The organism is Streptosporangium becharense (genome assembly GCF_014204985.1).
GTDB classification, from domain to species: Bacteria; Actinomycetota; Actinomycetes; order Streptosporangiales; family Streptosporangiaceae; genus Streptosporangium; species Streptosporangium becharense.
Genome location: NZ_JACHMP010000001.1, coordinates 4,798,983 through 4,823,077 on the forward strand (window position 1 = coordinate 4,798,983; position 24,095 = coordinate 4,823,077).

At 73.1% G+C, this 24,095-nt stretch carries 20 protein-coding genes; 14 read left to right on the top strand and 6 right to left on the bottom strand.

Annotation, left to right across the window (positions count from 1 at the left end; all coding sequences use genetic code 11):
- Positions 1–93 precede the first annotated feature (93 nt).
- Complete coding sequence (locus F4562_RS21210; RefSeq protein ID WP_184545050.1) at positions 94–744, top strand: ferritin-like fold-containing protein; 651 nt, start codon at positions 94–96, stop codon at positions 742–744.
- Between the two features lie 602 nt (positions 745–1,346).
- Here the strand turns inward: F4562_RS21210 and F4562_RS21215 are convergent.
- From F4562_RS21215 to F4562_RS21225, 3 genes are all read right to left on the bottom strand, one after another.
- Entirely contained in the window at positions 1,347–1,577 is a 231-nt protein-coding gene (locus F4562_RS21215) for a DUF3107 domain-containing protein (protein WP_184545052.1), read from the bottom strand.
- Positions 1,578–1,686: 109 nt separating this feature from the next.
- Complete coding sequence (locus F4562_RS21220; protein ID WP_184545054.1) at positions 1,687–2,316, bottom strand: TetR/AcrR family transcriptional regulator; 630 nt, start codon at positions 2,314–2,316, stop codon at positions 1,687–1,689.
- Positions 2,317–2,377: 61 nt separating this feature from the next.
- On the bottom strand, positions 2,378–2,683 hold the full coding sequence (locus F4562_RS21225) for a hypothetical protein (protein ID WP_246473499.1): 306 nt from the start codon (positions 2,681–2,683) through the stop codon (positions 2,378–2,380).
- A 226-nt stretch (positions 2,684–2,909) separates the two neighbouring features.
- Here F4562_RS21225 and ku point away from each other — a divergent pair, with 226 nt between their 5' ends.
- Positions 2,910–3,785: a non-homologous end joining protein Ku gene (ku, locus tag F4562_RS21230; protein ID WP_184545056.1), complete on the top strand. Its 876-nt coding sequence runs from the start codon at positions 2,910–2,912 to the stop codon at positions 3,783–3,785.
- 420 nt (positions 3,786–4,205) lie between these two features.
- On the opposite strand, the gene F4562_RS21235 is transcribed toward ku, so the two are convergent.
- On the bottom strand, positions 4,206–4,622 hold the full coding sequence (locus tag F4562_RS21235; RefSeq protein WP_184545058.1) for a hypothetical protein: 417 nt from the start codon (positions 4,620–4,622) through the stop codon (positions 4,206–4,208).
- A 292-nt stretch (positions 4,623–4,914) separates the two neighbouring features.
- On the opposite strand from F4562_RS21235, the gene F4562_RS21240 reads away from it, so the two are divergent.
- Together F4562_RS21240 and moeZ are read left to right on the top strand one after the other, a co-directional pair.
- The gene (locus tag F4562_RS21240) at positions 4,915–5,823 is read left to right on the top strand and encodes an alpha/beta hydrolase (protein WP_311734160.1); all 909 of its coding nucleotides are present in this window, start codon (positions 4,915–4,917) and stop codon (positions 5,821–5,823) included.
- 79 nt (positions 5,824–5,902) lie between these two features.
- Positions 5,903–7,084, top strand: a complete 1,182-nt coding sequence (moeZ, locus tag F4562_RS21245; protein ID WP_184545061.1) for an adenylyltransferase/sulfurtransferase MoeZ — start codon at positions 5,903–5,905, stop codon at positions 7,082–7,084.
- A 140-nt stretch (positions 7,085–7,224) separates the two neighbouring features.
- On the opposite strand, the gene F4562_RS35110 is transcribed toward moeZ, so the two are convergent.
- A complete protein-coding gene (locus F4562_RS35110) occupies positions 7,225–7,557 on the bottom strand; it encodes a transcriptional regulator (protein ID WP_184545063.1) in 333 nt (110 codons plus the stop codon).
- Complete coding sequence (locus F4562_RS35115) at positions 7,554–8,024, bottom strand: hypothetical protein (protein ID WP_184545065.1); 471 nt, start codon at positions 8,022–8,024, stop codon at positions 7,554–7,556. Before F4562_RS35115 ends, F4562_RS35110 begins: the two co-directional genes overlap by 4 nt.
- Positions 8,025–8,154: 130 nt before the next feature.
- On the opposite strand from F4562_RS35115, the gene F4562_RS21260 reads away from it, so the two are divergent.
- The 10 genes from F4562_RS21260 (at position 8,155) to F4562_RS21305 (ending at position 24,006) form a co-directional block, all read left to right on the top strand.
- On the top strand, positions 8,155–8,889 hold the full coding sequence (locus F4562_RS21260; protein ID WP_311734161.1) for a hypothetical protein: 735 nt from the start codon (positions 8,155–8,157) through the stop codon (positions 8,887–8,889).
- The gene (locus tag F4562_RS21265; protein WP_311734162.1) at positions 8,883–10,190 is read left to right on the top strand and encodes a S8 family serine peptidase; all 1,308 of its coding nucleotides are present in this window, start codon (positions 8,883–8,885) and stop codon (positions 10,188–10,190) included. Before F4562_RS21260 ends, F4562_RS21265 begins: the two co-directional genes overlap by 7 nt.
- A gap of 50 nt (positions 10,191–10,240) precedes the next feature.
- Positions 10,241–11,230, top strand: coding sequence for a hypothetical protein (locus F4562_RS21270; RefSeq protein ID WP_281402947.1), 990 nt, complete (start codon positions 10,241–10,243; stop codon positions 11,228–11,230).
- The gene (locus tag F4562_RS21275) at positions 11,224–12,546 is read left to right on the top strand and encodes a S8 family peptidase (protein WP_311734163.1); all 1,323 of its coding nucleotides are present in this window, start codon (positions 11,224–11,226) and stop codon (positions 12,544–12,546) included. Before F4562_RS21270 ends, F4562_RS21275 begins: the two co-directional genes overlap by 7 nt.
- A gap of 74 nt (positions 12,547–12,620) precedes the next feature.
- A complete protein-coding gene (locus F4562_RS21280) occupies positions 12,621–12,989 on the top strand; it encodes a hypothetical protein (RefSeq protein ID WP_184545067.1) in 369 nt (122 codons plus the stop codon).
- Positions 12,977–13,285, top strand: coding sequence for an MGMT family protein (locus tag F4562_RS21285; RefSeq protein ID WP_184545069.1), 309 nt, complete (start codon positions 12,977–12,979; stop codon positions 13,283–13,285). Before F4562_RS21280 ends, F4562_RS21285 begins: the two co-directional genes overlap by 13 nt.
- A gap of 76 nt (positions 13,286–13,361) precedes the next feature.
- Positions 13,362–16,262: a CDP-glycerol glycerophosphotransferase family protein gene (locus F4562_RS21290; protein ID WP_246473500.1), complete on the top strand. Its 2,901-nt coding sequence runs from the start codon at positions 13,362–13,364 to the stop codon at positions 16,260–16,262.
- A gap of 243 nt (positions 16,263–16,505) precedes the next feature.
- The gene (locus F4562_RS21295; protein ID WP_311734171.1) at positions 16,506–19,697 is read left to right on the top strand and encodes an ATP-dependent helicase; all 3,192 of its coding nucleotides are present in this window, start codon (positions 16,506–16,508) and stop codon (positions 19,695–19,697) included.
- Positions 19,698–19,746: 49 nt separating this feature from the next.
- Positions 19,747–23,520 carry an ATP-dependent helicase gene (locus F4562_RS21300; RefSeq protein WP_184545073.1) on the top strand — a complete coding sequence of 1,258 codons (3,774 nt, stop codon included), beginning with the start codon at positions 19,747–19,749 and terminating at the stop codon, positions 23,518–23,520.
- A 60-nt stretch (positions 23,521–23,580) separates the two neighbouring features.
- Positions 23,581–24,006, top strand: coding sequence for a hypothetical protein (locus tag F4562_RS21305; protein ID WP_184545074.1), 426 nt, complete (start codon positions 23,581–23,583; stop codon positions 24,004–24,006).
- The last annotated feature ends 89 nt before the right edge of the window (positions 24,007–24,095 follow it).

The following is a 24,095-nucleotide window of genomic DNA, read 5'->3' on the forward strand; positions in this document are numbered from 1 at the left end:
TTCACAGAGCAGTGTACTCGATACCACAACGGAGAACCGATTTCTTCGTATTCCCAGTGAATCGCCGAGCCCGTCAGCTCGTAGGCTGCCGCCATGAGTGATTCCCCTCCCGGCGTCGCCGACCTGCTCGGCGTCCTCGCCTACGCCGAGCTGACCGCGTTCCTCAGGCTCGCCGAAGACGCCACCCGGCACGCCCCCTCGCTGACCGACCGGGCCGCGCTCGGTGGTCTCGCGGCGGCCGAGTACGCGCACTTCGAGCTCCTCCGCGACCGGCTGGCCTCCCTCGGCGTGGACCCGGAGGAGGCGATGGCGCCGTTCGTCGGGCCGCTGGACGCCTGGCATGCCCAGACCGCGCCGGGAGACTGGCTGGAGGCTCTGGTGAAGGCGTACGTCGGCACGGGCATCGCGCTCGACTTCTACCGCGAGGCGGCCACCCACGTGGACGACGAGACACGCGAACTCGTCGAGGAGGTGCTGGCGGACGAGGGCCGCTCGCAGTTCGCGGTCGACCGGGTCAGCGTGGCGCTGCGACAGGATCCCCGGCAGAGCGGACGGCTGGCGCTGTGGGCCAGGCGGCTGGTCGGCGAGGCGCTGAGCCAGGGCCAGCACGTGGCGGCGGCCAGGCCGGAACTCGCCGCATTGCTGGTGGAGGCGTCGGGGGAGGAGATCACCCGGATGTTCGCGCGGCTCACCGAGGCGCACGGCAGGCGCGTGGCCGCGCTCGGCCTCACCCCCGGGCCCTGAGCCTTCGCCCGGCCGGCGGTTCCTCACGGCTCGCGACTCTCACGGCCCGCGACCCTTCCGACCCGCGGGCGCTTCTCGCCCGTGGCCGTGCCCGGCCGGTGAGTCCGGCACGGCCTCCGGCCGGCCCAGGGGGCTGGCTCATCCGGTCCGCGCAGGTGGTCGGCTCTCCCGGCTGGTCCGCTTGATCGACCCGCGCGAGGCGGGGAACGGCTGTAGCGTGCCAGGCATGAGGGCCTCGCGCCGCTACGGCGTTTCCTTGACACGATGTGGACCGAACCGCTGGATCTCCCGTCCCGTGCTGCGCAGAGGGAGTGCGGGGTGCCCGGCGATCGGCCGGGGACAGGAGCATCTGCGCCGGGTCAGACGCCCGCACGGCTGCGGTCTCGGCGAGCGCGATGAGTGCCCTGGGATGGGCTCCGACGCCTGAGACCGGGGGGACGCTCCGGCGGCCGGGCGTGATCGCCGGCGGTCGCCGGGGCCTGTCCCGGCGCGCGGGCCGCGTCCCGGGCGAGAAGCCCGGCCAGCCCACCACCAGGGGCCCGCTCCGGCGCGCGGACCGCGCCACGCCGTGGGGGACGGCCTGGCGCGAGCCCGCGGATCCGTCAGAGCGTGCCGCCGAAGCCGACGGCGCGTGGTTCCTCCTCGCCGATCTCGATGAAGCCCAGTGAGGCGGTCGGGACGATGATCCTGCGGCCGTTGGCGTCGTCGATGGTGAAGACGCCCGTGTTCGACGAGAGCGCGGCTCCGAGCGCGTTCTCGATCTCCTCGGCCGTGAGGTCGGTCTCCACTATGAGCTCGCGGTGCACCGAGCGTACGCCGATCTTGATTTCCATCGTGCTCCCTTTCGACGAGGGTTGCTCGTCCCATGGTCGCCCCGCCGCCGATGTGACGCGCCGGTTGATCGCGCCAAGCGAACAGTTGATCGCCCCGGGCGAACAGGTGTCAGTGCTCGGTGGTGCTCCGCGGGAAGCCGGAGATGCCCCGCCAGGAGAGCCGGGCGATGAGCTGGGTGGCGGCGTCCTTGGGGATGGAGCCGTTGCTGCTGATCCAGTACCGGGCGCTGACCTCGGCCATGCCGACCAGCCCCACGCCGAGCAGGCGCGCCTCGTCGCTGGAGCAGCCGGTGTCCTCCTGGATGACCTGGCTGATCATCTCGGCGCTCTCGCGGAGGTTGCGCTCCATGCGCTGGCGGACCGGGGCGACGTTGCGCAGGTCCGACTCGAACACCAGCCGGAACGCCTCACCCTGGCTGGAGACGAAGTCGAAGAAGGCGCCGATCGCGGCGTGGACGCGCTGCTTGTTGTCGGTCGTGGAGGCGAGCGCGTCGCGGCAACGGGCGATCATGTCGTCCACGTGCAGGTCGAGCAGGGCCAGGTAGAGCTCCTGCTTGCCGGGGAAGTGCTGGTAGAGCACCGGCTTGCTCACCCCGGCGCGCTCGGCGATCTCGTCCATCGCCGCCGCGTGGTATCCGTTCTCCACGAACACTTCCTGCGCCGCGCTGAGCAGTTGGCGACGGCGGGCTGTCCGGGGCAGACGGGTGCCCCGGGGCTTGGCGTCCGGGGTAGCGGTCACGGCGGTCTCCTAGCGGGAAGCTCCTGGTGTCTTGCGCCATCCTACGCATCGGTAACAGAGCTCAGCGATAGTCGTCCTCATCGATCTCGACGATGATCCGCTGCTCGTAGGCGTCGGCCGGGTCGGTCTCGACGGAGATGTCGTCGGGCCAGGAGGAGTCGTCCTCGTGCACCGTGCGCCGCTGCTCGTAGGCGTCGGCCGGGTCGATCTCCGGCGAGAGGTCACGGGGCCACTCCGAGGTGTTCTCGCGCACCGGCTGGCGCTGCTCGGCGGCGTCGGCCTCCGGCGTCTCGATCGAGATTTCCCCGGAGAGGCCGTCGGCCGTCTCCTCGTGCAGTCTGTCGCCGCGCACGTCCATCTCAGGCATCCCCTGTCCATATCCGGGCCAGGACGTCTCATGTCCTCGCCGGGTTCCGGTAAACGCCGGACACCGCCAAGAGTACGACCTCGGGTCCCGCGTACCGAGAAAGACGGGGCATCGGATTGTCCATGGCGGGTACCTGCCCGATTGGTGAGGTTTCCCAGTCGGTCGGCGCTCTTTCCGAACGTCCGTGCGAAACTCGGGGGAAGGCTCCACGTCAGGGGAGAAGGCCATGCGGAGCATCTGGAGAGGCGCGGTCTCGTTCGGGATGGTCACGATCCCGGTGGGCCTGCACCCCGCGACCGAGCAGCGCAACGTCACCTTCCACCTCGTGCACCGCGACGACGGCGGGCGGGTCAGGTTCCGCCGCGTCTGCGAGGTCTGCGAGGAGGTGATCCCGTACTCCGAGGTGGCCAAGGGGTACGAGCTGCCGTCCGGGGACCTGGTGGTGCTGACCGCGGACGACTTCGACGACCTGCCACTGTCCACCTCACGCAGGATCGAGGTGCTCCAGTTCAGTCCGGCCGACCAGATCGACCCGATCCTGTTCGCCAAGTCCTACTACCTGGAACCGGAGGAGGAGGGGGCCAAGCCGTACGTGCTGCTCCGCGACGCGCTCGAACGCTCCGGGCGGGTGGCGATCGTCAAGGTCGCCCTGCGGCAGCGCGAGTCGCTCGCGGCGCTGCGGGTCAGGGAGGGGGTCCTCGTGCTGGAGACGATGCTCTGGCCGGACGAGGTGCGCGCGGCGGAGTTCCCGTTCCTGTACGAGGCGGTGGACGTCCGCGACCAGGAGACGAGGATGGCCGTCTCCCTCATCGAGTCGATGACCGCCGACTTCGACCCCGCACGGTACGAAGACTCCTACCGTGAGGCGCTTCACGAGGTCATCGAGGCGAAGGTCGCGGGCAGGCAGACGGTTCACCCGCAGGCTCCGGTCGAGCGGGGCCCGGAGGCGGACCTGATGGCGGCGCTCCGCGCCAGCGTCGAGGCGGCCAAGAGGAGCGGCGGTTCCCCGGCCGGGGGCGAGGCGGCGGGGAGGCCCGGCGGGAAGGACGTCCGGGGTGGGGAGAAGGCCCCCCGCGGGCGGAGGGGGCGCCGCTCGGCGTGAGCGGTCCCCGCGGCGACGCGCGGGCTTTTCACGAGAAGCCGTGCGTTTTTCACGGGAACCCGCGGGCTTTCAACGGGAGTCCATGAAAATGGGGCGAGGGTGCCGCGGGCCGGAACCCGTGGCGCCCCCCGCCCCGATTCCGCGGGTCGTGGAATACCCGCGTTCTTGGTAAGTGAGGTGCTAGAGAACTGCATTTCCGGTGCCCGCGTTTTCCGGGGTCCGGCTTTTCCCGATGGGAACATCCGGTCCCGGTGAACGCCGGCGCCTTGCCCTCCGCGGCGATGCGGAGTTCTTCACGGTCGCTCCTTCGGCCGCGCCTGGCCGTGCCCGGCCGGGGTTTCCGGCCGGGCACGGCGTCCGCGCTGGAACGCGACTCCGGCTGGGCCGCTATCCACGGCCGCTACCGGCCCCCGACCTAGGTCAGGGGGTGTACTCGCGGTCGTAGTCGCGGTCGTAGTCGCGGTACCTGTTGCGCCTGTCGAAGTCGAGCTGGGCCTGCCGCTGACGCTGACGCAGGTCGTTGTCGTTCTCGTTGTCGCTGTTGACGTTGTTGTTGTTGTTGTTCGCGTTGTGGTTGTTGATGATCAGACGCAGACGCTTGTGGTGGCAGCGGTGGTGGTGACGGAAGCCGCAGCCGCCGCCCCAGCCATGGCCGCAGCCGCAGCCGCGACGCCAGCCGCAGCCGCCGCCCCAGTGGGTCTGGAAGCCGTTGACGGCGGTCACGGCGGTGGCCGCACCGGCGCTCGTCGCGGTGGTCGCCGCGCCCAGGCCGACGACTCCGCCGGTCAGCGCCGTGCTGATCGCGAGCCCCGCGAGGACACTCTTGAGCTTGGGCATTGGGTTTCCCCCTTGAAAGGATCGGTTGCCCCCATTTTCGACTTTTCCCGATTTCCCGGAAATCGCCTGGGATGACGTTGGAGGGTCATCCCTGGTTGTCATGGTTTCCTCGCATGTCGGGTGACAAACGGCGATCGCGCGCTTTTGCTATCTCCTTATCTCTTTATTGATGATGTTGGACTCTTATTATTTATTTTGCAGTGATATGTCTCTAATGTCCCTTTTGTTCCGCAGGTGTCCGGGGCGGGCTATCGTCGAATGGAAGGTCTGTCGAGCTGGAAGGGGACACGTGGTGGGCGCTCCGATCCCGGTGTGGCCGGGCGAGATGGTCGATGTGGGGGAGCGGCGGGTCTACGTGAGGTCGACCCCGCGCGGCCCGTCCGAGACCGCCGTGTTCGTCCACGGCCTCGCGGGCTCCGCCACCAACTGGACCGACCTGATGGGCGAGCTGTCCGACGTGGTGACCGGCCACGCGGTCGACCTGCCCGGCTCCGGGTACTCCCCCGAGCCTCCCGACGGCGACTACTCCGTCGCCGCCCACGCCGAGATCGTCGCCGCGTTGATCGAGCGGGTCTCCGACGCCCCGGTCCACCTGTTCGGAAACTCCCTGGGCGGCGCCGTCTCGGTGCGGGTCGCCGCGAGCAGGCCGGACCTCGTCCGCTCCCTCACCCTCATCTCCCCGGCCCTTCCCGACCTGCTGCCCCGGTACGGGCCGGCCCGGGTCGCCCTGTCCGCCGTGCCCCGGCTCGGCGAGTGGGGTGCGGACCGGCTGCGCCTGCTGCCCGTCGAACGCAGGATCGGCGCCACGCTCGCCCTGTGCTACGCCGACGCGGGCCGGGTCCACCCCGACCGGCTGCGGGAGGCGGCCGAGGAGCTGCGCCGCAGAGACGGCCTGCCGTACGCCGGGCTCGCGCTGCTCAACTCGGCACGGGGCATCGTCGCCGAGTACTTCCGGCGAGGCGAGGAGAACCTGTGGCGGCAGGCCGCCCGGGTGACCGCACCCACGCTGGTCGTCCACGGCCGGCACGACCGGCTCGTCCACCCGCGCATGGCCGCCCGCGCGGGCCGGACGTTCCCGCACGTGCGGCTGGTGCTCATGCCCGACGTCGGGCACGTCGCCCAGATGGAGGTGCCCGAACGGGTGGCCAGGGAGGCCCGCGTCCTGATAGGTGAGACGGCCCTCTCACCAGTTGGGGAATGACCGGGGCGTCCGGTTAGTTTGTGAATGGTGCGTGCTGCGCTAGCCGCATCTTCACGACCCCTGAAACGGGAGCAGAACTGTGTCGTTGCCACCGCTGGTAGAGCCGGCAGCCGAGCTGACCGTCGACGAGGTGCGCCGTTACTCGCGCCACCTGATCATCCCGGACGTGGGCATGGCCGGGCAGAAGCGCCTGAAGAACGCCCGGGTGCTCTGTGTGGGCGCCGGCGGTCTGGGCTCTCCCGCGTTGCTGTACCTCGCCGCCGCGGGCGTGGGCACTCTCGGCGTCATCGACTTCGACGTCGTCGACGAGTCCAACCTCCAGCGCCAGGTCATCCACGGTCAGTCCGACGTGGGCCGCCCCAAGGCGGAGAGCGCCGCGGCCAGCGTCAGGGAGATCAACCCGCTCGTCGACGTGGTCGTCCACAACGAGGCGCTGACCAACGACAACGTCATGGAGATCTTCTCCCGGTACGACCTGATCGTGGACGGCACCGACAACTTCGCCACCCGCTACATGGTCAACGACGCCGCCGTCCTCCTCGGCAAGCCGTACGTCTGGGGCTCGATCTACCGCTTCGACGGCCAGGCCAGCGTCTTCTGGGCCGAGCACGGCCCCTGCTACCGCTGCCTCTACCCCGAGCCGCCGCCGCCGGGCATGGTCCCCTCCTGCGCCGAGGGCGGCGTGCTCGGCGTGCTGTGCGCGTCGATCGGCTCCATCCAGGTCAACGAGGCCATCAAGCTCCTGACCGGCATCGGCGACCCGCTGGTCGGCCGGCTGATGATCTACGACGCCCTGGAGATGAACTACCGCTCGGTCAAGGTCCGCAAGGACCCCGAGTGCCCCCTCTGCGGGAAGAACCCGACGATCACCCAGCTCCTCGACGACTACGAGGCGTTCTGCGGTGCGGTCTCCGAGGAGGCCCAGGAGGCCGCCTCCGGGTCCACGATCACCGCCGCCGAGCTCAAGTCGTGGCAGGACCGCGGTGACGACATCTACGTCATCGACGTCCGCGAGCCGAACGAGTACGAGATCGTGTCGATCCCGGGCGCGGTGCTCATCCCCAAGGGTGAGTTCCTCAACGGCTCCGCGCTGGAGAGGCTCCCGCAGGACAAGAAGATCGTCCTGCACTGCAAGTCCGGCGCCCGCTCCGCCGAGTGCCTGGCGATCGTCAAGAACGCCGGGTTCTCCGACGCCGTCCACGTCGGCGGCGGTGTGCTGAGCTGGGTCAAGACGGTCGACCCCAGCCTGCCGACCTACTGACCCTGTCCGATCCGCACCCGTGCCCCGAGGAGCCCGTGCTCCTCGGGGCACGGGTCGTTCGCGGTCGCGGGGGCCCGTTCCGGGCGACCTCCCGGTGCGCCCGTCCCAGTGCGCCACCTCCGCGCGTCCATTCGGCGTGCTCATCCGGGGTGTCCGTTCGCGGGTTCTCGTTCGGAGGCGAGGCTGAGCCCCGACTGGGCGACGATGGCCTGCAGGGCGGAGATGTGATCCAGGTAGGCCCGCCGGCCGCGGGCCGACAGGCGGAGCCAGGTGCGGGGCCGTTTGCCCACGTACCCCTTGCGGATCTCGACGTATCCGGCCGCCTCCAAGGCGGAGGCGTGCTTGGACAGCACCGAGTCGCTCACCTCGACCTGGTCGCGCACGAAGGCGAACTCGGCCTCCTCGGCCGCCGCCAGGAGCGAGACGATCCGCAGTCTCGCGGGGGCGTGGATGAGTGGGTCGAGCCCGGTCACCTGCTCTCGGCCCTCGCCGCCAGCCGCCGCGAGATCCAGCGGGCGACGAACGGCCCCGTGGCCGCCATGAACGCCGTCATCGCCAGGCAGCCGTACCCGCCGGCGTAGCGGACACCCGCACCGGCCAGGGGGAAGGCCACGGCGAAGGCGACGGCCACGCTCGCCAGCACCCAGCCCGTGTATCCCAGCATCGCCTCGCGTTCGATGACGCTGCGGTGGACGCGCAGCCGGGCGCCGCGGGCCAGCCTGAGCACCATCGCGACGAGCACGCCCGTCAGGACGACGAGGGCGGGGACTATTACCGCCGGCGGGGTGCCCGGTTCGGTGACGAACGCGATGCCGGTGGCGAAGAGGCCGACGCCGGTGGTGAACCACGTGGGGAACGAGGGCTCGGCGCGCAGGGCCTGCGCCTGGACGGCGCGGGCGTCCGCCAGGCTGCGTGCGGCGTCCTCGGGAGAGATGTTCATCCGGGCTCCTTCTTTTACTCTTTCCATGAAGGAAAGTACTTTCTAATTTCCATAGCGTCAAGTACTTTCCGTGCATCGATGCGGACGGAATGACGGATGACGCCCGCCTTGCCGCATTAAGGTCGAGCATGTGAACGAAGCCCCAGGTCAGCGGCGGTGCTGGTGGCCGACGCCGATCGCGGCGGCGCTGGTGGCGCTGATGTGCGCGGTCGCGGCCGGAGTGGCGGCCGGCGCCGCCGGGACGGAGCTCACCCGCGGCCCGACCCCCGTCGAACTCGACCGGGCGGCGGCCGCGGAGGTGGCCCGGCGCTGGCGGGCGTGGCCCGCCGGGAAGATCTTCCCCGAGACCGTCCGCTACGCCGCGGAGCAGGGTGGCGAGGAGCGGGCGCGGCGGGTGGGCATCTCGCGGGAGACCCGCTGCGACCGGGCGGTGGACGCCGGGCTGCGCAAGGCGCTTCGCCGGTCGGGCTGCCTGGCCGTGCTGCGCGCCACCTACCTCGACGCGCTCCAGGGGATCGTCGTCACCGTCGGGGTCGCGGCCTTCGCCGACGAGACGGGCGCGGTCGCGGCCAGAACGGCGTTGCCCCGGACGGGCCGCCCCTCGCCCGGCCTGAAGGCGCTGGCCTTCCCCGGCACGGTGAGTGAACGCTTCAGCGCGGCGGGACGCCAGACGGGCCTGGTGCGCCAGGAGGGGCCGTACGTGGTGCTGGCGACGGCCGGGCAGGTCGACGGCCGCCCCGCTCGGGCGGTCGGCGAGCAGCGGCCGACCCTGTTCGCCTTCACCGGCGACATCGCCGACCGTGTCCTCTCCCGCCTGGCCACGCCCGGCCGCCCCGATTGCCGGGCCGAGGAGTGGCGGTGCTGAGGCGCCCCGCCGCGGCGTCGCGGAGCCGGCCGCGCGGGGTGGGCGGACGCGGGGCCGGCCGGCGCGAGGTGGGCCGGATCGTGTGTGCGGTCGTCGCCGCGGCGCTCACACCGCTGGTGTCGCCGGCCGCCCCGGCCGCCCTCGCCGACGACGTTCGGGGCGGCCAGCGGGAGGTGCTGCGGACCCTGGACCTGCCCGCCGCCTGGCGGGTCTCCCGGGGGAGCGGCGTGACCGTGGCCGTGCTCGACTCGGGGGTCGACCCCGCCCACCGCGACCTGGTGGGCTCGGTCGTGGAGGGCAGGGACTTCACGGTGGGTGCCAACCCGCCCGGAGTGCGGCCGATGAGACTGCACGGCACGTACATGGCCTCGTTGATCGCCGCGCACGGTCACGGGTACGGCGGCGCGGACGGGGTGATCGGCGTCGCGCCGGAGGCGAGGATCCTGTCGGTACGGGTCATCCTGGAGGACAAGGAGCCCGGGTTCCGGACGTTCAACACCGCCGAGCGCTACGAGAACGTGGTGGCCAGGGGCATCAGGTACGCGGTCGACCACGGCGCCGACGTGATCAACATGTCGATCTCCAAGGAACTGGCCACCGGACAGGAGCGCGCGGCGATCCGTTACGCGATCTCCAAGGGAGTGGTGCTCGTCGCCGCGGCCGGCAACGAGGGTGCCGGCAGGCCCGACGCCTCCGGTCACGCGCCATACTCCTACCCGGCCGCCTTCCCGGGGGTGGTCTCGGTCGCCGCGGCCGACCGGGGGCTGCGCCGGGCCGCCTTCTCCAACCGCAACCCCTCGGTGCTGCTGGCCGCGCCGGGGGTCGACATCTTCGGCGCCGGTCCCGGGGACAAGTACTGGGTGGGCCGGGGCACCTCGCAGGCGACCGCGCTGGTGTCCGGAGTCGCCGCCCTCATAAAAGCGAAATATCCGAAAATGTCGCCACCGCTGGTCGCCCAGGCGCTCGTCGCCGGGGCAATCCGGAGACCCGCCGGCGGTTATGACACCGGCACGGGCTTCGGCGTCGTCAACGCCCGCCGGGCCCTCGCCGAGGCCGCCAGGCTCTCCCGGCACACCCTCACCGCCGACGGCACCGGCGGCCACGACCCCGCACGCCCGCTGGGCCGGCCGGCGGAGCCGGTGCGGGTGATCCACCGCGATCGGGACCGGATCACCGCCTACGCCGGGGTGGCCGCCGTCAGCGGGTTCGGCGCCGTCGCCTCGCTCGCGGTGGCCGCGGCGGCCGTCGGCCGCGCGCGCTCCCCGAGGGCCGGTGCCTCCGCGCGGCGCGTCACCCCCTGACCGCCCTCCGCCGATAGGGCGACGGGCCCGCGCGACGTAGCATCGGAGGTATGTCGCAGCCAGGGCGGTCCCAGGAGCCGGAGCGGCGTCTGGAAGCCTCGGCGCCACGTGCCCGCGGAGGCTGGCCGCCGCCGGGTTCCCGGGTGCCCGGCGCGGGGAACGGCCGGGTGCGGCGCGTGCCGTCCCCCGGCTCCGCGATCCGGCGTGCCCCCTCCCTCGGCCCCGCCGTCCGGCGTGCCCGGTTGCGCACCTGGCCGGCCGGAGGCCGTGACCGCGGGGCGGCCCGGCGCGCCGAGCTGGCGGCCCTGGAGCAGGGCATCCGGTTCCGTACGATCTTCCTTCTCCTGATGGGCACGATCCTGGCCATCGCCGCCACCGACGTGCTGAGCGGCGCGGCCGGGCTGGTGCGCGAGACCGGTTCCCGCCCGCTGACCCCCGCCGAGCAGGCCCGTTACATCCGGGACGACATCGCCAGGCGCTGGCACGCCTGGCCGGCCGACCTGGTCTTCCCCGTCGAGCTCCAGTACATCGGCCTCGGCCGGGTGCAGCAGTACGCCCGCCGGGTCGGCCTGGCCCCCGAGGTCGCCTGCGCGGCCGGCACCGACGCCCCGGTCGGCTCGGTGCTCGCCCAGCACGGCTGCCGCACCCTGCTGCGGGCCACGTACGTCGACCAGACCTCCACCTTCGTGGTCACCGTGGGGATCGCCGTGCTCGACGACGAGGAGCGGCGGAGCGCCGCCACCGGGGAACTGGCGCGGGACGACCGGGTGGGGGTGCGGCCGGTGGCCTTCCCGGGCACGGCGACCGAACTGTTCGGGGCCGCGCAGCGGCAGCGCACCACCTGGGTCGGCGTCGGCCCCTACATCGTCTTCTCCACGGCCGGTTACACCGACGGCCGCACCCGGGAGTCGGTCTCTCCCGAGGAGATCCTGCACAGTGAACTGTGGCCGACGGCCCAGGCGGTCGCCGGGCGCATCGCCCGCGCTCTCGGCGACGAGCCCAGCGCCGTTCCCCGGTGCACCCGGGGGAACGTGTGCTGAGGCGGTGGCCCTGGGCGGCGGCGGCGCTGGCCGCGTCCCTCTTGACGGCCTCGCCGGCGGTCGCCGCTCCCGCCGGTGCCGCGGCGGGCCGGGAGGCCGGGGTGCGGCCCGTCCCGGGGGCCGCGGCGGACGTGCGCGAGGACCAGCGCTGGGTGCTGGAGATGCTCAACGTCGAGCAGGCGTGGCGGACCTCCAAGGGGGCGGGGGTCACCGTGGCCCTGGTCGACAGCGGGGTCGACGCGGATGTCGCCGAGCTGCGCGGCCGGGTGGTCACCGGGCCCGACATGGGGTCGATCACGTTCGACCCGGGCCGGCCGGGGGCCGGGCGGCACGGTACGGCCATGGCCTCGCTCATCGCCGGCGCGGGCGACGGCGAGGGCGGCCTGCTGGGCACCGCGCCCGGGGCCACGATCCTGTCGCTGCCGCTCATCGTCGCGGACGAGCCGGAGGACGGCTCCGCCCTGCCCGAGGAGGACCTGCGCTCACGCGCCGACAGCCCGCTGGCCCGCGCGATCCGCTACGCGACCGACCACGGGGCCAAGGTGGTCAGCATGTCGCTGGGTGCGTACGGGCCGCACCGGAGCGAGCGCGAGGCGGTCTCCTACGCCCTGTCCAAGGGGGTGGTGCTCGTCGCCGCGGTGGGCAACGACGGCGACACGCCGTACGCCCTGGAGAACGCCACCTCCTTCTGGAACTTCCCGGCCGGATACTCCGGGGTCATCGGCGTGGCCGCGGTCGACGCCCGGGGCAAGCCGGCGGCGTTCAGCAGCGACAACCTGTCGGTGCAGGTCTCCGCGCCGGGGGTGGACGTGCCCGTGGTGCTGCCGGGCGGTGAGTACGGCTCCTCGGAGGGGACCAGTTCGGCGACCGCGCTGGTGGCCGGGATCGTCGCACTCATAAAAGCAAAATATCCCGACATATCCCCTCATACGGTCTCGCGAGCGCTGACCTCCACGGCCCGGTTCACCCCCGCTGCGGGCTACGACGACCACGTCGGTTTCGGCGTCGTCGACGCCGCTGCGGCACTCGCCAGGGCGGGTGAGCTGGTGGCGCGCGCGCGGGAGGTCCCGGTCCCCGAGGGCGAGCACTTCGGCGGGGGTATCGTGTCCGAGGGGCCGCGCAGGCCCGGCGCCGACCCCGTCCGGCTCTGGCTGTACGGGACCGGCCTCCTCGCCGGGGTGCTGGCCTTCACCGGGGGCCTGGTGGTGCTCGGCCGGCGTTCCGGACGCCCCAGGCCGGGGACACCGGAACCGGGCCGTGGGCCGGACCGTGACGGCAGCCGCGATTCGACGTCGATTCGAACGCGTTTTGGATAATCTTCGGGAGAGATCAGCTGAATGTCGGTATTCACGGCCCGGAAAACCGGAAAGATTCGCTAAGGTCGCGCACCATGGGGTACGAGTTGCGCGTGGAGCGCCCTGCGCCTCTCGCCTTCGCGGAGCTCGCGGCAGTGCTGGGGCGGGCGGGGTTCGAGTTCAGAGGGTCGCAGGAGGCGGGAGAGGTCCTCGCCCGTCATGAGGGTGCGGTGCACGCCGTCGCGGTCTGGAACGGTGCACTGACCGGCGCACCCGGCTCCGACTGGCAGGTGGCCCAGCTGGCCCGGGTGTCCGCCCTGCTGGGGGCGGAGCTCGTCGGCGAAGACGGTGAGTCCTACGCGATCCGCGACGGCCTCGTCGAGCAGCTCAACGGCTCGGCCAGCTACGAGTTCGGCAAGCTCGACGAGATCCTCGCCGCCGGGCCGGCCGTATGGAGCCGGTAGGCCACCCGACCCCGTACGCCGAGCGGGTGCTCGACCTGGTCGAGTGCATCCCACCGGGCAAGGTGATGTCGTACGGCGACATCGCCGAGTACCTCCAGGAGGGCGGTCCGCGCCAGGTGGGCCGGGCGATGTCCGTCTGGGGCGGTGGGGTGCCCTGGTGGCGCGTGGTGCACGCCGACGGCACCCCGCCCCCCGGCCACGAGCAGCGGTGTCTGACGCTGTGGCGGCAGGAGGGCACTCCGCTGCGGGGTACCCGGGTGGACATGCATGCCGCCAGATGGGACGGAACGCCGTAAAACATGGCGTAACCGGCCCTGGCGTGGCCCACTACCATTGCCTAGAAGTGCTCGGTCCGAAAGGCGGTGCTCCCCCATGGCCACCGGCGCCACTCCCGCGCGAGCCGGCGGCGATCCCGTCGTCGACCGGCTCCGGGTCGTCCAGGATCTCTGCGACCGGGGGGAGCCCCTCGAATCGGTCATGGACGCGATCCGGGCCGACGGACTGACCCCCGAGGAGCGACGCCGCTTCGACGCCGAGGTGCTGGCCGGCCCGCTGGGCTCGCGGCTGGACATCGCGACCAAGCGGGGGGCGGCCCGGCGCCGCGAGTTCCTCACGCTCGTCAAACCGTACCTCGCCGGCGTCGACCCGCGGGTCAAACGTGACCTGCCGGTCGCCCGCCGGATCGCCTTCCATCTCATCGACCGGCGGGGAATCGACGAGCTCGCCGAGGGCGACGCGCTGCAGAAGCTCGTGACCGCCGCGGCCGAGCCGTCCAGGCGGGTCCGCAGGAACATGCGCTGGTACGCGAACCTGCCGCTCCAGGAGGAGCTTCCCGAGTCCCTGTACCGCCTGCGTCGCGCCGACCTCATCCCGGTGACCCAGATCGACGAGATCGGCTGGTCCGGCGGCCGGCTCCACGTCACCGGCCACGCCTACCTGGCCGGACTGTCGGTCCGCAGCCGCCGTTTCAACCGCGCCACCGTGGTGCTGCGCGGCCCGCGCTGGCTGCCGCCGGTGCGGATGCGCACCCGCCGCGTCTTCCGCCCCGCGGCGACCCACGGAGCGCCGGAGGTCGGCTGCAACTACGACTGGTCCGGGTTCACCGCCGAGCTCGGCCCGTGGCCGCTGCGCTGGCGCGCCGCCGTGCGGGCCGTCGTGCGCGGCGGCAAGCGGCTGCTGCGGCGCCGCGCCACCGTGCAGGACACCACCACCTGGCGCGCCGAGATCGTGATCTGGAGCCGGGGCGCCCGCGCCTCCGGCCTGCTTCGCGGCCCCTCCGTCGGCCGCACCGAGCGACCCTCGGGCCTCGACCTCGGCAAGGGCTGGTGGATCCGCCCGGTCTGGACCTCCGACCGTGCCCTTCAGATCGTGCTCCAGCCCACTCGCGCCGAGCTGACCGACGTGCGCCTGGAGGGCGAGCGGCTGGAGGTCGAGGTCTTCCTGCCGGGTACACAGGCGACCCGGGGCCACGCCCGTCTCGACGGCCACCGGATCGCCGCCGACTTCACCCCGGCCGAGGGCGGCACCGTCGTCGTCGTGCCGCTGGCCGTGTCGTCCCTGCTCCAGGAGCGCGACGGCGGCCGGCTCTGGATCGAGCCGAAGGGCGACCCGGCGGCCTCCGTCATGATCGGCATGGCCCGGGAGAGCCGCACGGTCATCGGCGACCGGGAGATCGCCGTGCTGCGCGACCGGCGCGACCGGGTGAGCGTCTCCGCGCACCGGATCCACCCGATCATCACCGCCGCGGACTGGGACGACCGGGGCACGCTCACCGTCCGGGGCACCTACCCCGGCGACGGGGCGGCCGAGCTCACCCTCAAGCACCGCGCCGGCATCATCCACGCCGTCCCCCTGGAGCGCGACGGTTCGAGCTTCACCGCGCGGTTCGCGCCCGCCGCGATGCCCCGCTTCGGCGACACGACCCCGCTGAGCAGCGGAACCTGGAGCATGGCGGTCCGCGACCCGGCGGGGAAGATCCTCCCGATCCGCGTCGACCACGCCGCGCTCGACACCCTGGACGAGGAGACCAAGATCCGCGACGGCCGGGAGTACCGGCTGATCTCCACCCGCTTCGACGTCCCGGTGCTGTCCGTCGCCGAGCACCTCCCCGACGACGAGAAGGGTGCCGGCGGCCTGTACGCGCTGAGCCGCGGCTTCTACCCCGCCGAGCGGACCCGCGAGCTGACCGACGCCACCGTCTACGTCGCCTACGACGGGCGGCACTACGAGGGCAACGTCCGCGCGGTGTACGAGGAGCGCGTGCGGCGCGGCGACGACCGCGAGCACATCTGGGTGGTCAGGGACGGCTCCTTCGTGCCCCCGGGCTCGCCGGAGCTGGGCTTCGGCCCGGACGTCAGGCCGACCGTGGTCCGCGCGGGCAGCCGCGAGCACTACGCGGCGCTCGCCCGCTCCCGGTACGTGCTGACCAACGGCTTCCTGCCCCAGTGGTTCCGGGCGCGGGAGGACCAGACGGTGGTGCAGACCTGGCACGGCTCCCCGCTCAAACGCATGGGCAACGACCTGCCGCACATGTCCCGCGACCCCCGGCCGCCGGCCTGGCACCGGCAGGCCGTCGAGGTGCGCGGCTGGGACCTGCTGGTCTCACAGAGCCCGTGGGCGACCGGCGTGCTGCGCAAGGCGTTCGGCTACCGGGGCGAGGTCCTGGAGAGCGGTTACCCGCGCAACGACGCGCTGCTGGCCGCCGGCCGCGAGGAGGCGGCGGCCCGGGTGCGCGCGCGGCTCGGCATCGCGCCGGGCGCCAGGGTGGTGCTCTACGCGCCGACCTACCGCGACTACGACCGCAAGAGCACCTCGATCCGGTTCGACCTCGCCGAGGCGCGCCGCCTGTTCGGCCCGGGGCACGAGTTCCTGATCAGGGGCCACTCGATGCAGGCGGCGCCGAGCGTGCCCGCCGGTCTCGGCCGTGACGTCACGGCGTACCCCGACATCACGGACCTGTTGCTGATCACCGACGTGCTGATCACGGACTACTCGTCGGTCATGTTCGACTTCGCGGTGACCGGCCGGCCCATCCTGCTGTTCACCCACGACCTGTCGCGCTACTCGTCCAAGCGCGGGCTCTACCTCGACCTGGCCGCCGAGGCCCCCGGCCCGCTGCTGACCGGTGGGGCGGAGGTCCTCAAGGCCCTGCGGTCGATCGACGAGGTGGCCGCGGCCCACGCCGAGCGCTACGAGCGCTTCCAGCGGACCTACGTGCCCCGCGACGACGGCAAGGCGACGGGGAGGCTCGTCGACCACGTCTTCACCTCCTGACCGGGCTCCACGCCCCGAAGAGGCTTTCCGGCCCCACCGGGTCTCCGCCGCCGCCCCCGACCGGTTTCCACACCCCCCGGTGGGGGCCTCCGCCCCAGGTCCGCACCGCCGCGGGCGGCTCCACCGGCCGTCCACCCACCCGGCGGACGACCGGATCCACCCTGCCGTACCCGCCGACTCGGCACGATCATCGCCCGGGATCTGGTGGAATGACGAGTTGTGAGTGGTCAGGGTTGGCGGTTGGTGCGCCGTACGGGTTCAGAGAGGGCCGTTGCCCTTGAGCTGGACGAGCATCAACGGGCGGTCGTGGCGCACGAGGGAGGCCCGCTGCTCGTCCTGGCCGGGCCGGGCACCGGCAAGACCACCACGATCGTGGAGAGCGTGGTCGACCGGATCGAGCGCCGTGGCGTCGACCCCGAGCGGGTGCTCGTCCTCACCTTCAGCCGCAAGGCCGCCGAGGAGCTGCGCGAGCGCATCACCGCCCGGATGCGCCGCACCACCCGCAGCCCTCTCGCCCTCACCTTCCACAGCTACGCCTACGCGCTGCTGCGCCGTGAGGCGGTGCTCGCCGGGACGCTCCCGCCGCGCCTGCTGACCGGCCCCGAGCAACTGCTGGAGATCCGCCGCCTGCTGCACGGAGAGCTGGAGGACGGCGCCGTGCACTGGCCCGGCGACATGCACGAGGCGCTCAAGACGCGCGGCTTCGCCCAGGAGCTCCGCGACTTCCTGGCCCGCGCCGCCGAGCGCGGTCTCGACGGCCCCGAGCTGGTCGAGCTGGGCCGCCGGCACGGTCGCGCCGACTGGGTGGCCGCCGGGCGGTTCGCCGACCGCTACCACGCCCGGTTCGACCTGGACCTCGAACCGGTGCTCGACTACGCCGAGCTGGTCCGCGCCGCCGGGGCGCTGCTCGCCGACCCCGAGGTGCGTCTGCGCGAGCGGTCCGCGTACGACGCCGTCTTCGTCGACGAGTACCAGGACACCGACCCCGCCCAGGAGTTCCTGCTCCAGCAGCTCGCCGGGGAGGGACGCGACCTCGTCGCGGTGGGCGACCCCGACCAGTCGATCTACGGCTTCCGCGGCGCCGACGTCCGCGGCATCATGAACTTCCCCGACCGCTTCCGCGACACCGACGGGGACAAGGCGCCCGTCATCGCGCTGCGCGTCTGCCGCCGCAGCGGCGCGGAGCTGCTGCGGGCCACCCGCCGCGTCACCGCCCGGCTCCCCGCGGTCCCCGGCGGCGCCGCCCACCGTGACCTGCGTCCCCTGCCGGACACCGAGCCCGGCGAGGTCCGGGTGCTGGTCGCCGACGGGGCGACGCAGGAGGCGGCGCTCGTGGCCGACACCCTCCGTCGCGCGCACCTGCTGGACGGGGTGCCCTGGTCGCGCATGGCCGTGCTGGTCCGTTCGGCGACCCGCCAGGTGCCGTTGCTGCGCCGGGCCCTGGTCACCGCCGGGGTGCCGGTCAGGGTCGGCGGCGCCGAGGTGCCGCTGTTCCAGGAGCCGGGCGTCCGGCCGCTGGTCCGGCTCATCCAGGTCGCGCTCCACCCGGAGATCCTCGACGAGGGCCTGGCCGAGGAACTGCTGACCGGTGCCCTCGGCGGCACCGACATGATCGGGGTGCGCCGCCTGCGCCGTGCCCTGCGCATCGCCGAGCACGAGGCGCTGACCCACCCCGACGAGCGTGACGTGACCGACCGCCCGGCCGACCGCGAGGCCGCCCGCCCGCGCTCCTCCGGCGAGCTGCTGGTCGCGGCGCTGAAGGACGCGCGCGAGCTCGTCCGGGTCGAGCCGCACGTGGCGGCGCCCGCCGAGCGGCTGGCCGGCCTCATCTCCGCCGCCACCGAGGCCGTACGGCGGGGCGGCAGCGCCGAGGACGTGCTGTGGACCGTCTGGCAGGCCACCGGCCTGGCCGAGCGCTGGACGCAGGCCGGCCTCGCCGGCGGCTCCCGGGGAAGCATGGCCGACCGCGACCTCGACGCCGTGGTGGCGCTGTTCGACCACGCCGCCCGGTTCGTCGACCGGCTGCCGCACGCCGGCGTGGACGTGTTCGTGGAGGACCTGGTCGCCCAGGAGATCCCCGGCGACTCCCTGGCCGCGCGGGCCCCTGACGGCGACACCGTCAAGATCCTCACCGCGCACCGCTCGAAGGGCCTGGAATGGGACGTGGTGGTCGTCGCGGGCGTCCAGGAGGGTGCCTGGCCCGACCTGCGGCTGCGCGGGTCCGTGCTGAGCACCGACGACATGGTCGCCAGGGCCGAGGGGTCCGAGCACGAGAACCCGGCCGCGGTCGCCGCCGCGCTCTCCTCCCAGCTGCTCGCCGAGGAGCGGCGCCTGTTCTATGTGGCCGCGACCAGGGCCAGGAAGCGGCTCGTCGTCACCGCCGTGGGCGGTGAGGACGTCGAGGAGCGGCCCTCGCGCTTCCTCACCGAGCTGGTGCCCGACTCGGCAGGGGAGACCGGTGTCGACGAGCGCTCCCGCTGGCTGAGCATGCCCGCCCTGGTGGCCGACCTGCGCTCGGCGGTCTCCGACACCACCCGGCCCGACGCGCTGCGCAGGGCCGCGGCCGGGCACCTGGCCAGGCTCGCCGCCGCCGGGGTGCCCGGCGCCCACCCCAACGAGTGGTACGCCCTCACCCCCATCTCCGACGACCGGCCGCTGAGCTGGCCCGACGGCACCGTGCGGGTCTCCCCCTCGGCGGTGGAGAGCTTCAGCAAGTGCGGCCTGCGCTGGCTGCTGGAGACCTCCGTCGGCGCGGGCGGAACCGACGCGGCCCGCGGCCTGGGCACGGTCATCCACGCCCTCGCCGTGCTCGTCGCCTCCGGCATGCCCACCGAGGAGACCTTGGGCAAGCGCCTCGACGAGATCTGGCACGAGCTCGACTTCGGCGGCGTCTGGTACAACCGCAAGCAGCGCAGGGTCGCCGAGGAGATGATCTCCAAGTTCCTCCGCTGGCACCAGGACAACCCGCGTGAGCTGGTCGGCCTGGAGGAGGCGTTCACCGCCACCGTCGCCGAGGGCGTGGAGATCAGGGGCCGGGTCGACCGGGTCGAGCGCGACGGGGAGGGCCGGGCCGTGATCATCGACATCAAGACCGGCAAGAACGGCCCCCGCGACACCGACCTCGACCGCCACCCCCAGCTCGGCGTCTACCAGCTCGCCGCACTCCTGGGCGCCTTCTCCCGGCACGGGATGACCGAGCCCGGCGGCGCCGCCCTGGTGCAGGTGGGCGACGCGGCGGGCAAGAAGGCCGCCAAGGAGCAGGCACAGCGTCCCCTGTCGGAAGACTCCGACCCGGGCTGGGCCCGCGACATGGTCGACACGGTGGCCGCCGGCATGTCGGGGCCGTTCTTCCAGGCCAAGGTCAACGACGGCTGTCGCACCTGCGCGGTACGGTCGAGCTGCCCGGTCAGCAAGAACGGAGACCAGGTGTGCTGAGTCCGGTCCACCCGGGGCGGGGCCGCGCCGCACGCCGGAAGGACGCCCCGTGTTGAGCCCGATCGAGCTCGCCGCCAAGCTGGGCATCCTGCCGCCGACGCCGGAGCAGGCGGAGGTCATCGAGGCCGGGCTCGAACCCATGGTGGTGATGGCCGGAGCCGGGTCCGGCAAGAGCGAGACCATGGCCGGGCGGGTCGTCTGGCTGGTCGCCAACGGCCTGGTCCGCCCCGAGCAGGTGCTCGGCCTGACCTTCACCCGCAAGGCCGCCGCGGAGCTCTCCGTCCGCGTCCGCGAGCGCCTGTCCGGCCTCGTGGCGGCCGGGCAGGTCCCCGCCGAGCTGCTGGAGGGCGAACCGACCATCTCCACTTACCACGCCTACGCCGCCCGCCTGGTCACCGACCACGCCCTGCGCGAGGCGCTGGAACCCACCATGCGCCTGATCAGCCCCGCCGTCGCCTGGCAGCTCGCCGGGCACGTGGTCAGCGCCTACGACGGGCCGATGGAGCAGATCGAGTGGGGCCCGGCCACCGTCACCCGGGCGGTGCTGGAGCTGTCCGGTGAGCTGTCGGAGCACCTGCGCACCCCGCAGGACGTGCGCGAGGTCGGCGCCTGGCTCGCCGAGCGGTACGCCGCGCTGCCCGGAACGCCCGTCAAGGACCAGCGCAGGCCCCTGGTCACCCAGCGGGCCAGGGAGCAGCTGCTGCCCCTGGTCGAGGCGTACGAGCGCCTCAAGCGCCGCAGGGAGGTCATCGACCACGGCGACCAGATGGCGCTGGCCGCCCGGATCGCCGCCAGACACCCCGACGTGGGCGCCATCGAGCGGGGCCGGTTCGCCGTCGTCCTCCTCGACGAGTACCAGGACACCAGCCACGCCCAGCTCGTCCTGCTCCGTTCGCTGTTCGGCGGCGGGCATCCGGTGACGGCGGTGGGCGACCCCTGCCAGTCCATCTACGGCTGGCGCGGCGCCTCGGCCGGGAACCTCAGCCGCTTCCCCCGCGACTTCACGACCCCCTCCGGGGAGCCCGCGCCGGTCCGCCGCCTGTCGGTCAGCTTCCGGAACGGCGACGCCGTGCTCGACGTGGCGGCCCGGCTCCAGCTGCCGCTGCGGATGGAGGCCAGGGAGGTGCCGGTCCTGGTCCCCGGCGGCAACCGGGTCGGACGCGGCCGGGTGGTGTGCGCCTTCCACGAGACCGCCGACGCCGAGGCGGAGTGGGTCGCCGCCGGGATCGCCACCCTGCTCGGCACCGAGAGCGCACCCGACGGGCTGCCCTGGGCCGAGGGTGAGCGTAGGAAGGCCAAGCAGAGCACCTGGGGCGGTCCGCAGGCGCTGCAACCCCACGACATCGCGATCCTCGCCCGCAAACGCGCGCAGTTCCCCGCGCTGCGCCGGGCATTGGAGGCCCGCGGCATCCCCGTCGAGGTCGTCGGCCTGGGCGGCCTGCTGACCGTGCCCGAGGTCGCCGACATCGTCGCCACCCTGCGTGTGATCTACGACCCTGGCGCCGGGGACGCCCTGGTGCGGCTGCTGTCGGGGCCGCGCTGGCGGATCGGCCCCGCCGACCTCAAGGAGCTGGGCGAACGGGCCCGCGAGCTCAACCGGGAGACCCGGGAGGGCACTTCCCCGGTCGCCGACCCGCTGGACCAGGTCGTCGCGGACCTGGCGGAGGAGCGCGGCAGCCTGGTCGACGCCCTCGACGAGCTGCCCGACCGGCCCGAGTGGCAGGACCTCTTCTCGCCGCTGGCCCGGGTGCGGCTGGTCGCCATGGCCCAGGAACTGCGGCTGCTGCGCGCGCACGCCGGCCAGCCGCTGCCCGACCTGATCCTGGAGATCGAGCGCAGGCTCGGCCTCGACATCGAGGTCGCCGCGCGGGGCGTCGCCGTCGGCCCGTTCGCCGCCCGCGCCGACCTGGACGCCTTCCTGGACGCCGCCGCCCGGTTCGCCGGCGACTCCGAGGACCCGACCCTGGGGGCGTTCCTGGCGTTCCTCAAGGCCGCCGACGAGGAGGAGAACGGCCTGGACGCCGGGCGGGTCGGCGAGAGCAACAGCGTGAAGCTGATGACCGTGCACGCGTCCAAGGGCCTGGAGTGGCCGGTCGTCGTGGTCCCCGGCCTGTCGCAGGCGCTGTCGAAGGCCGGTGCGCTCACCGTCGGCACCGTGTTCCCGGCCCGGCCCACGACCAGCCCCAGGTGGACGGAGAACCCCCGCAAACTGCCCTATCAGCTCCGCGGGGACGCCTCCGACCTGCCGGTGCTGCCGGGACTGGCCAAGGAGGAGCTGGCCGAGTTCGACGAGCGCTGCCGCGACCGCGACCTGCTGGAGGAGCGCCGCCTGGCGTACGTCGCCGTCACCCGGGCCCACTACCTGCTGATCGCCTCCGGTTACCGGTGGGGCAGCGCGGCCCGGCCGTTGGAGCCGTCCGACTTCCTGCTGGAGATCCGCGACACCTGCGGGCGGGTGTCCTCCTGGGCGCCGGAGCTGGAGGATGGTGCCGTCAACCCGCTGCTGGCCGAGCCCGCGGAGTCCGCCTGGCCGGTCACCCCGGACGACGTCCGTTACGCCGCCGTCCTCGACGGCGCCACCCTGGTGGAGTCCGCCCTGGCGGCCCTCGCCGGATCCGCGTCCCGGCCGGACACCGGCTCGGCTCGCATCGATCCCGCTCGCACCGGTCCCGCGCTCCGGCACGTGCCGGACGACCCGTGGGAGGGGGACATCCCCTTCCCGGACGCCCCGCACTTCTCGGACGCCCCGGACATCCCGAACGCGTCGCACTTCCCGGACATCCCGAACGCGTCGCACTTCCCGGACGCCCCGGACGGGGATCCGTCCTTCCCCGGTGACCCGTGGGACGAGGACGTCCCCTTCCCGGAGGCCCCGGACGACGACGTGCCTCCTCCCACAGCCCCTGGACAGGCCGGACAGGAGTGGCTCCCCGCCGCCGGAGGAGTGTCCTCCCCGGACGATCCGGGGACGGCGGGCACGCCCTTCCCCGGTGAGAAGGGCGTGCCTTCCCCGGCTGACCCGGGTGGCTCGGACGACCCGGCTGACCCGGGTGACGGGGGCGTTCCCTCCCCGGGCGACCCGCGGGAGCGACGCTCCGTCCCGGTGACGGGGGAGCTGCGCGGCTGGGACCGGGAGCGGGTGAACGCCTGGGAGCGTGACATCGAGCTGCTGCTCAGGGAACGGGAGCTGAACCGGCGCCGCGGGCCGGGCCGGGTGGAGCTGCCCGCCCACCTGACCGTCTCCGCCCTGGTCACCCTCGCCTCCGACCCGAAGGCACTGGCCCGGCAGATCCGCCGCCCGGTGCCGAAGAAGCCCGCTCCCCTGGCACGCCGGGGCACCTCCTTCCACCAGTGGCTGGAGTCGCGCTGGGGCCAGCAGCGGCTGCTGGACGAGTTCGAGCTGCCCGGCGCGTCCGACGAGGTGGAGGAGAGCGACGCCCGGCTGGAGGAGCTGCGCGAACGCTTCGAGGAGAGCGAGTGGGCGGGTCGCGAACCGCTCGACGTCGAGGTCGCCTTCGAGACGATCATCGCCGACCGGGTGGTCCGCGGCCGGATGGACGCCGTGTTCCAGGTCGCCGAGGACCGCTACGAGGTCGTCGACTGGAAGACCGGCCGTCGCCCCCGGGGCGGGAAGGCGGAGGCCGCCGCGGCCGTCCAGCTCGCCGCCTACCGGCTGGCCTGGTCCCATCTGGCCGGGGTGCCGCTGGAGCAGGTCAGCGCGGCCTTCCATTACGTCCTGCTCAACGAGACGGTCCGCCCGGTGAACCTCCTCGACGAGCGCGGCCTGGTCGCGCTCGTCGAGTCGGTCCCCGCCGCACGCTGATCCCGGAGCGTCTGTCGGGTACGTCACAACTTCTCACGTGCGGCGAGCATCGAAGAGCACATGCGTACATCGCTGGTTACGGTGCTCACCGGTCTGGTCCTCGTCACGGGTTGCACGGGCTGCACTGACGCCGCCAACGGCAAGGCCGTCAAGCTCAGGACCACGGACCAGATCCGCACCGCGCTCGGCGACACGTACTGGAAGTACTGGGCCGACTCCATTCCCGGCCTCGCACGCGGCGAAGTCGACGGGCCTAAAGGAGTCCACTACGGAAAGATCACCGGTGTGACGCGGGCCGAGGACGTTCACTGGGCGATCGGCTCCATCCGGATCAAGGGGCACCCGGACAGCGACCGGGGCGGGCCGCACGTCTGGAACAAGGCGGGCGGCGGCCCGTGGAAGTACCGGGGGGACAGCGACGGGTGCCCCGCGGTACCCGCCAGGCTGCTGAAGGCGTGGGGCCAGCCCCGCCTGATCTGCAGGTGACCGTCCGGGGTGCCGTCCGTCGGTCACCTGCGGTTCGGGGTACCACCCGGGGCCCGGGTGTGGGCCGCCCGGGGTTCGGGGTACCACCC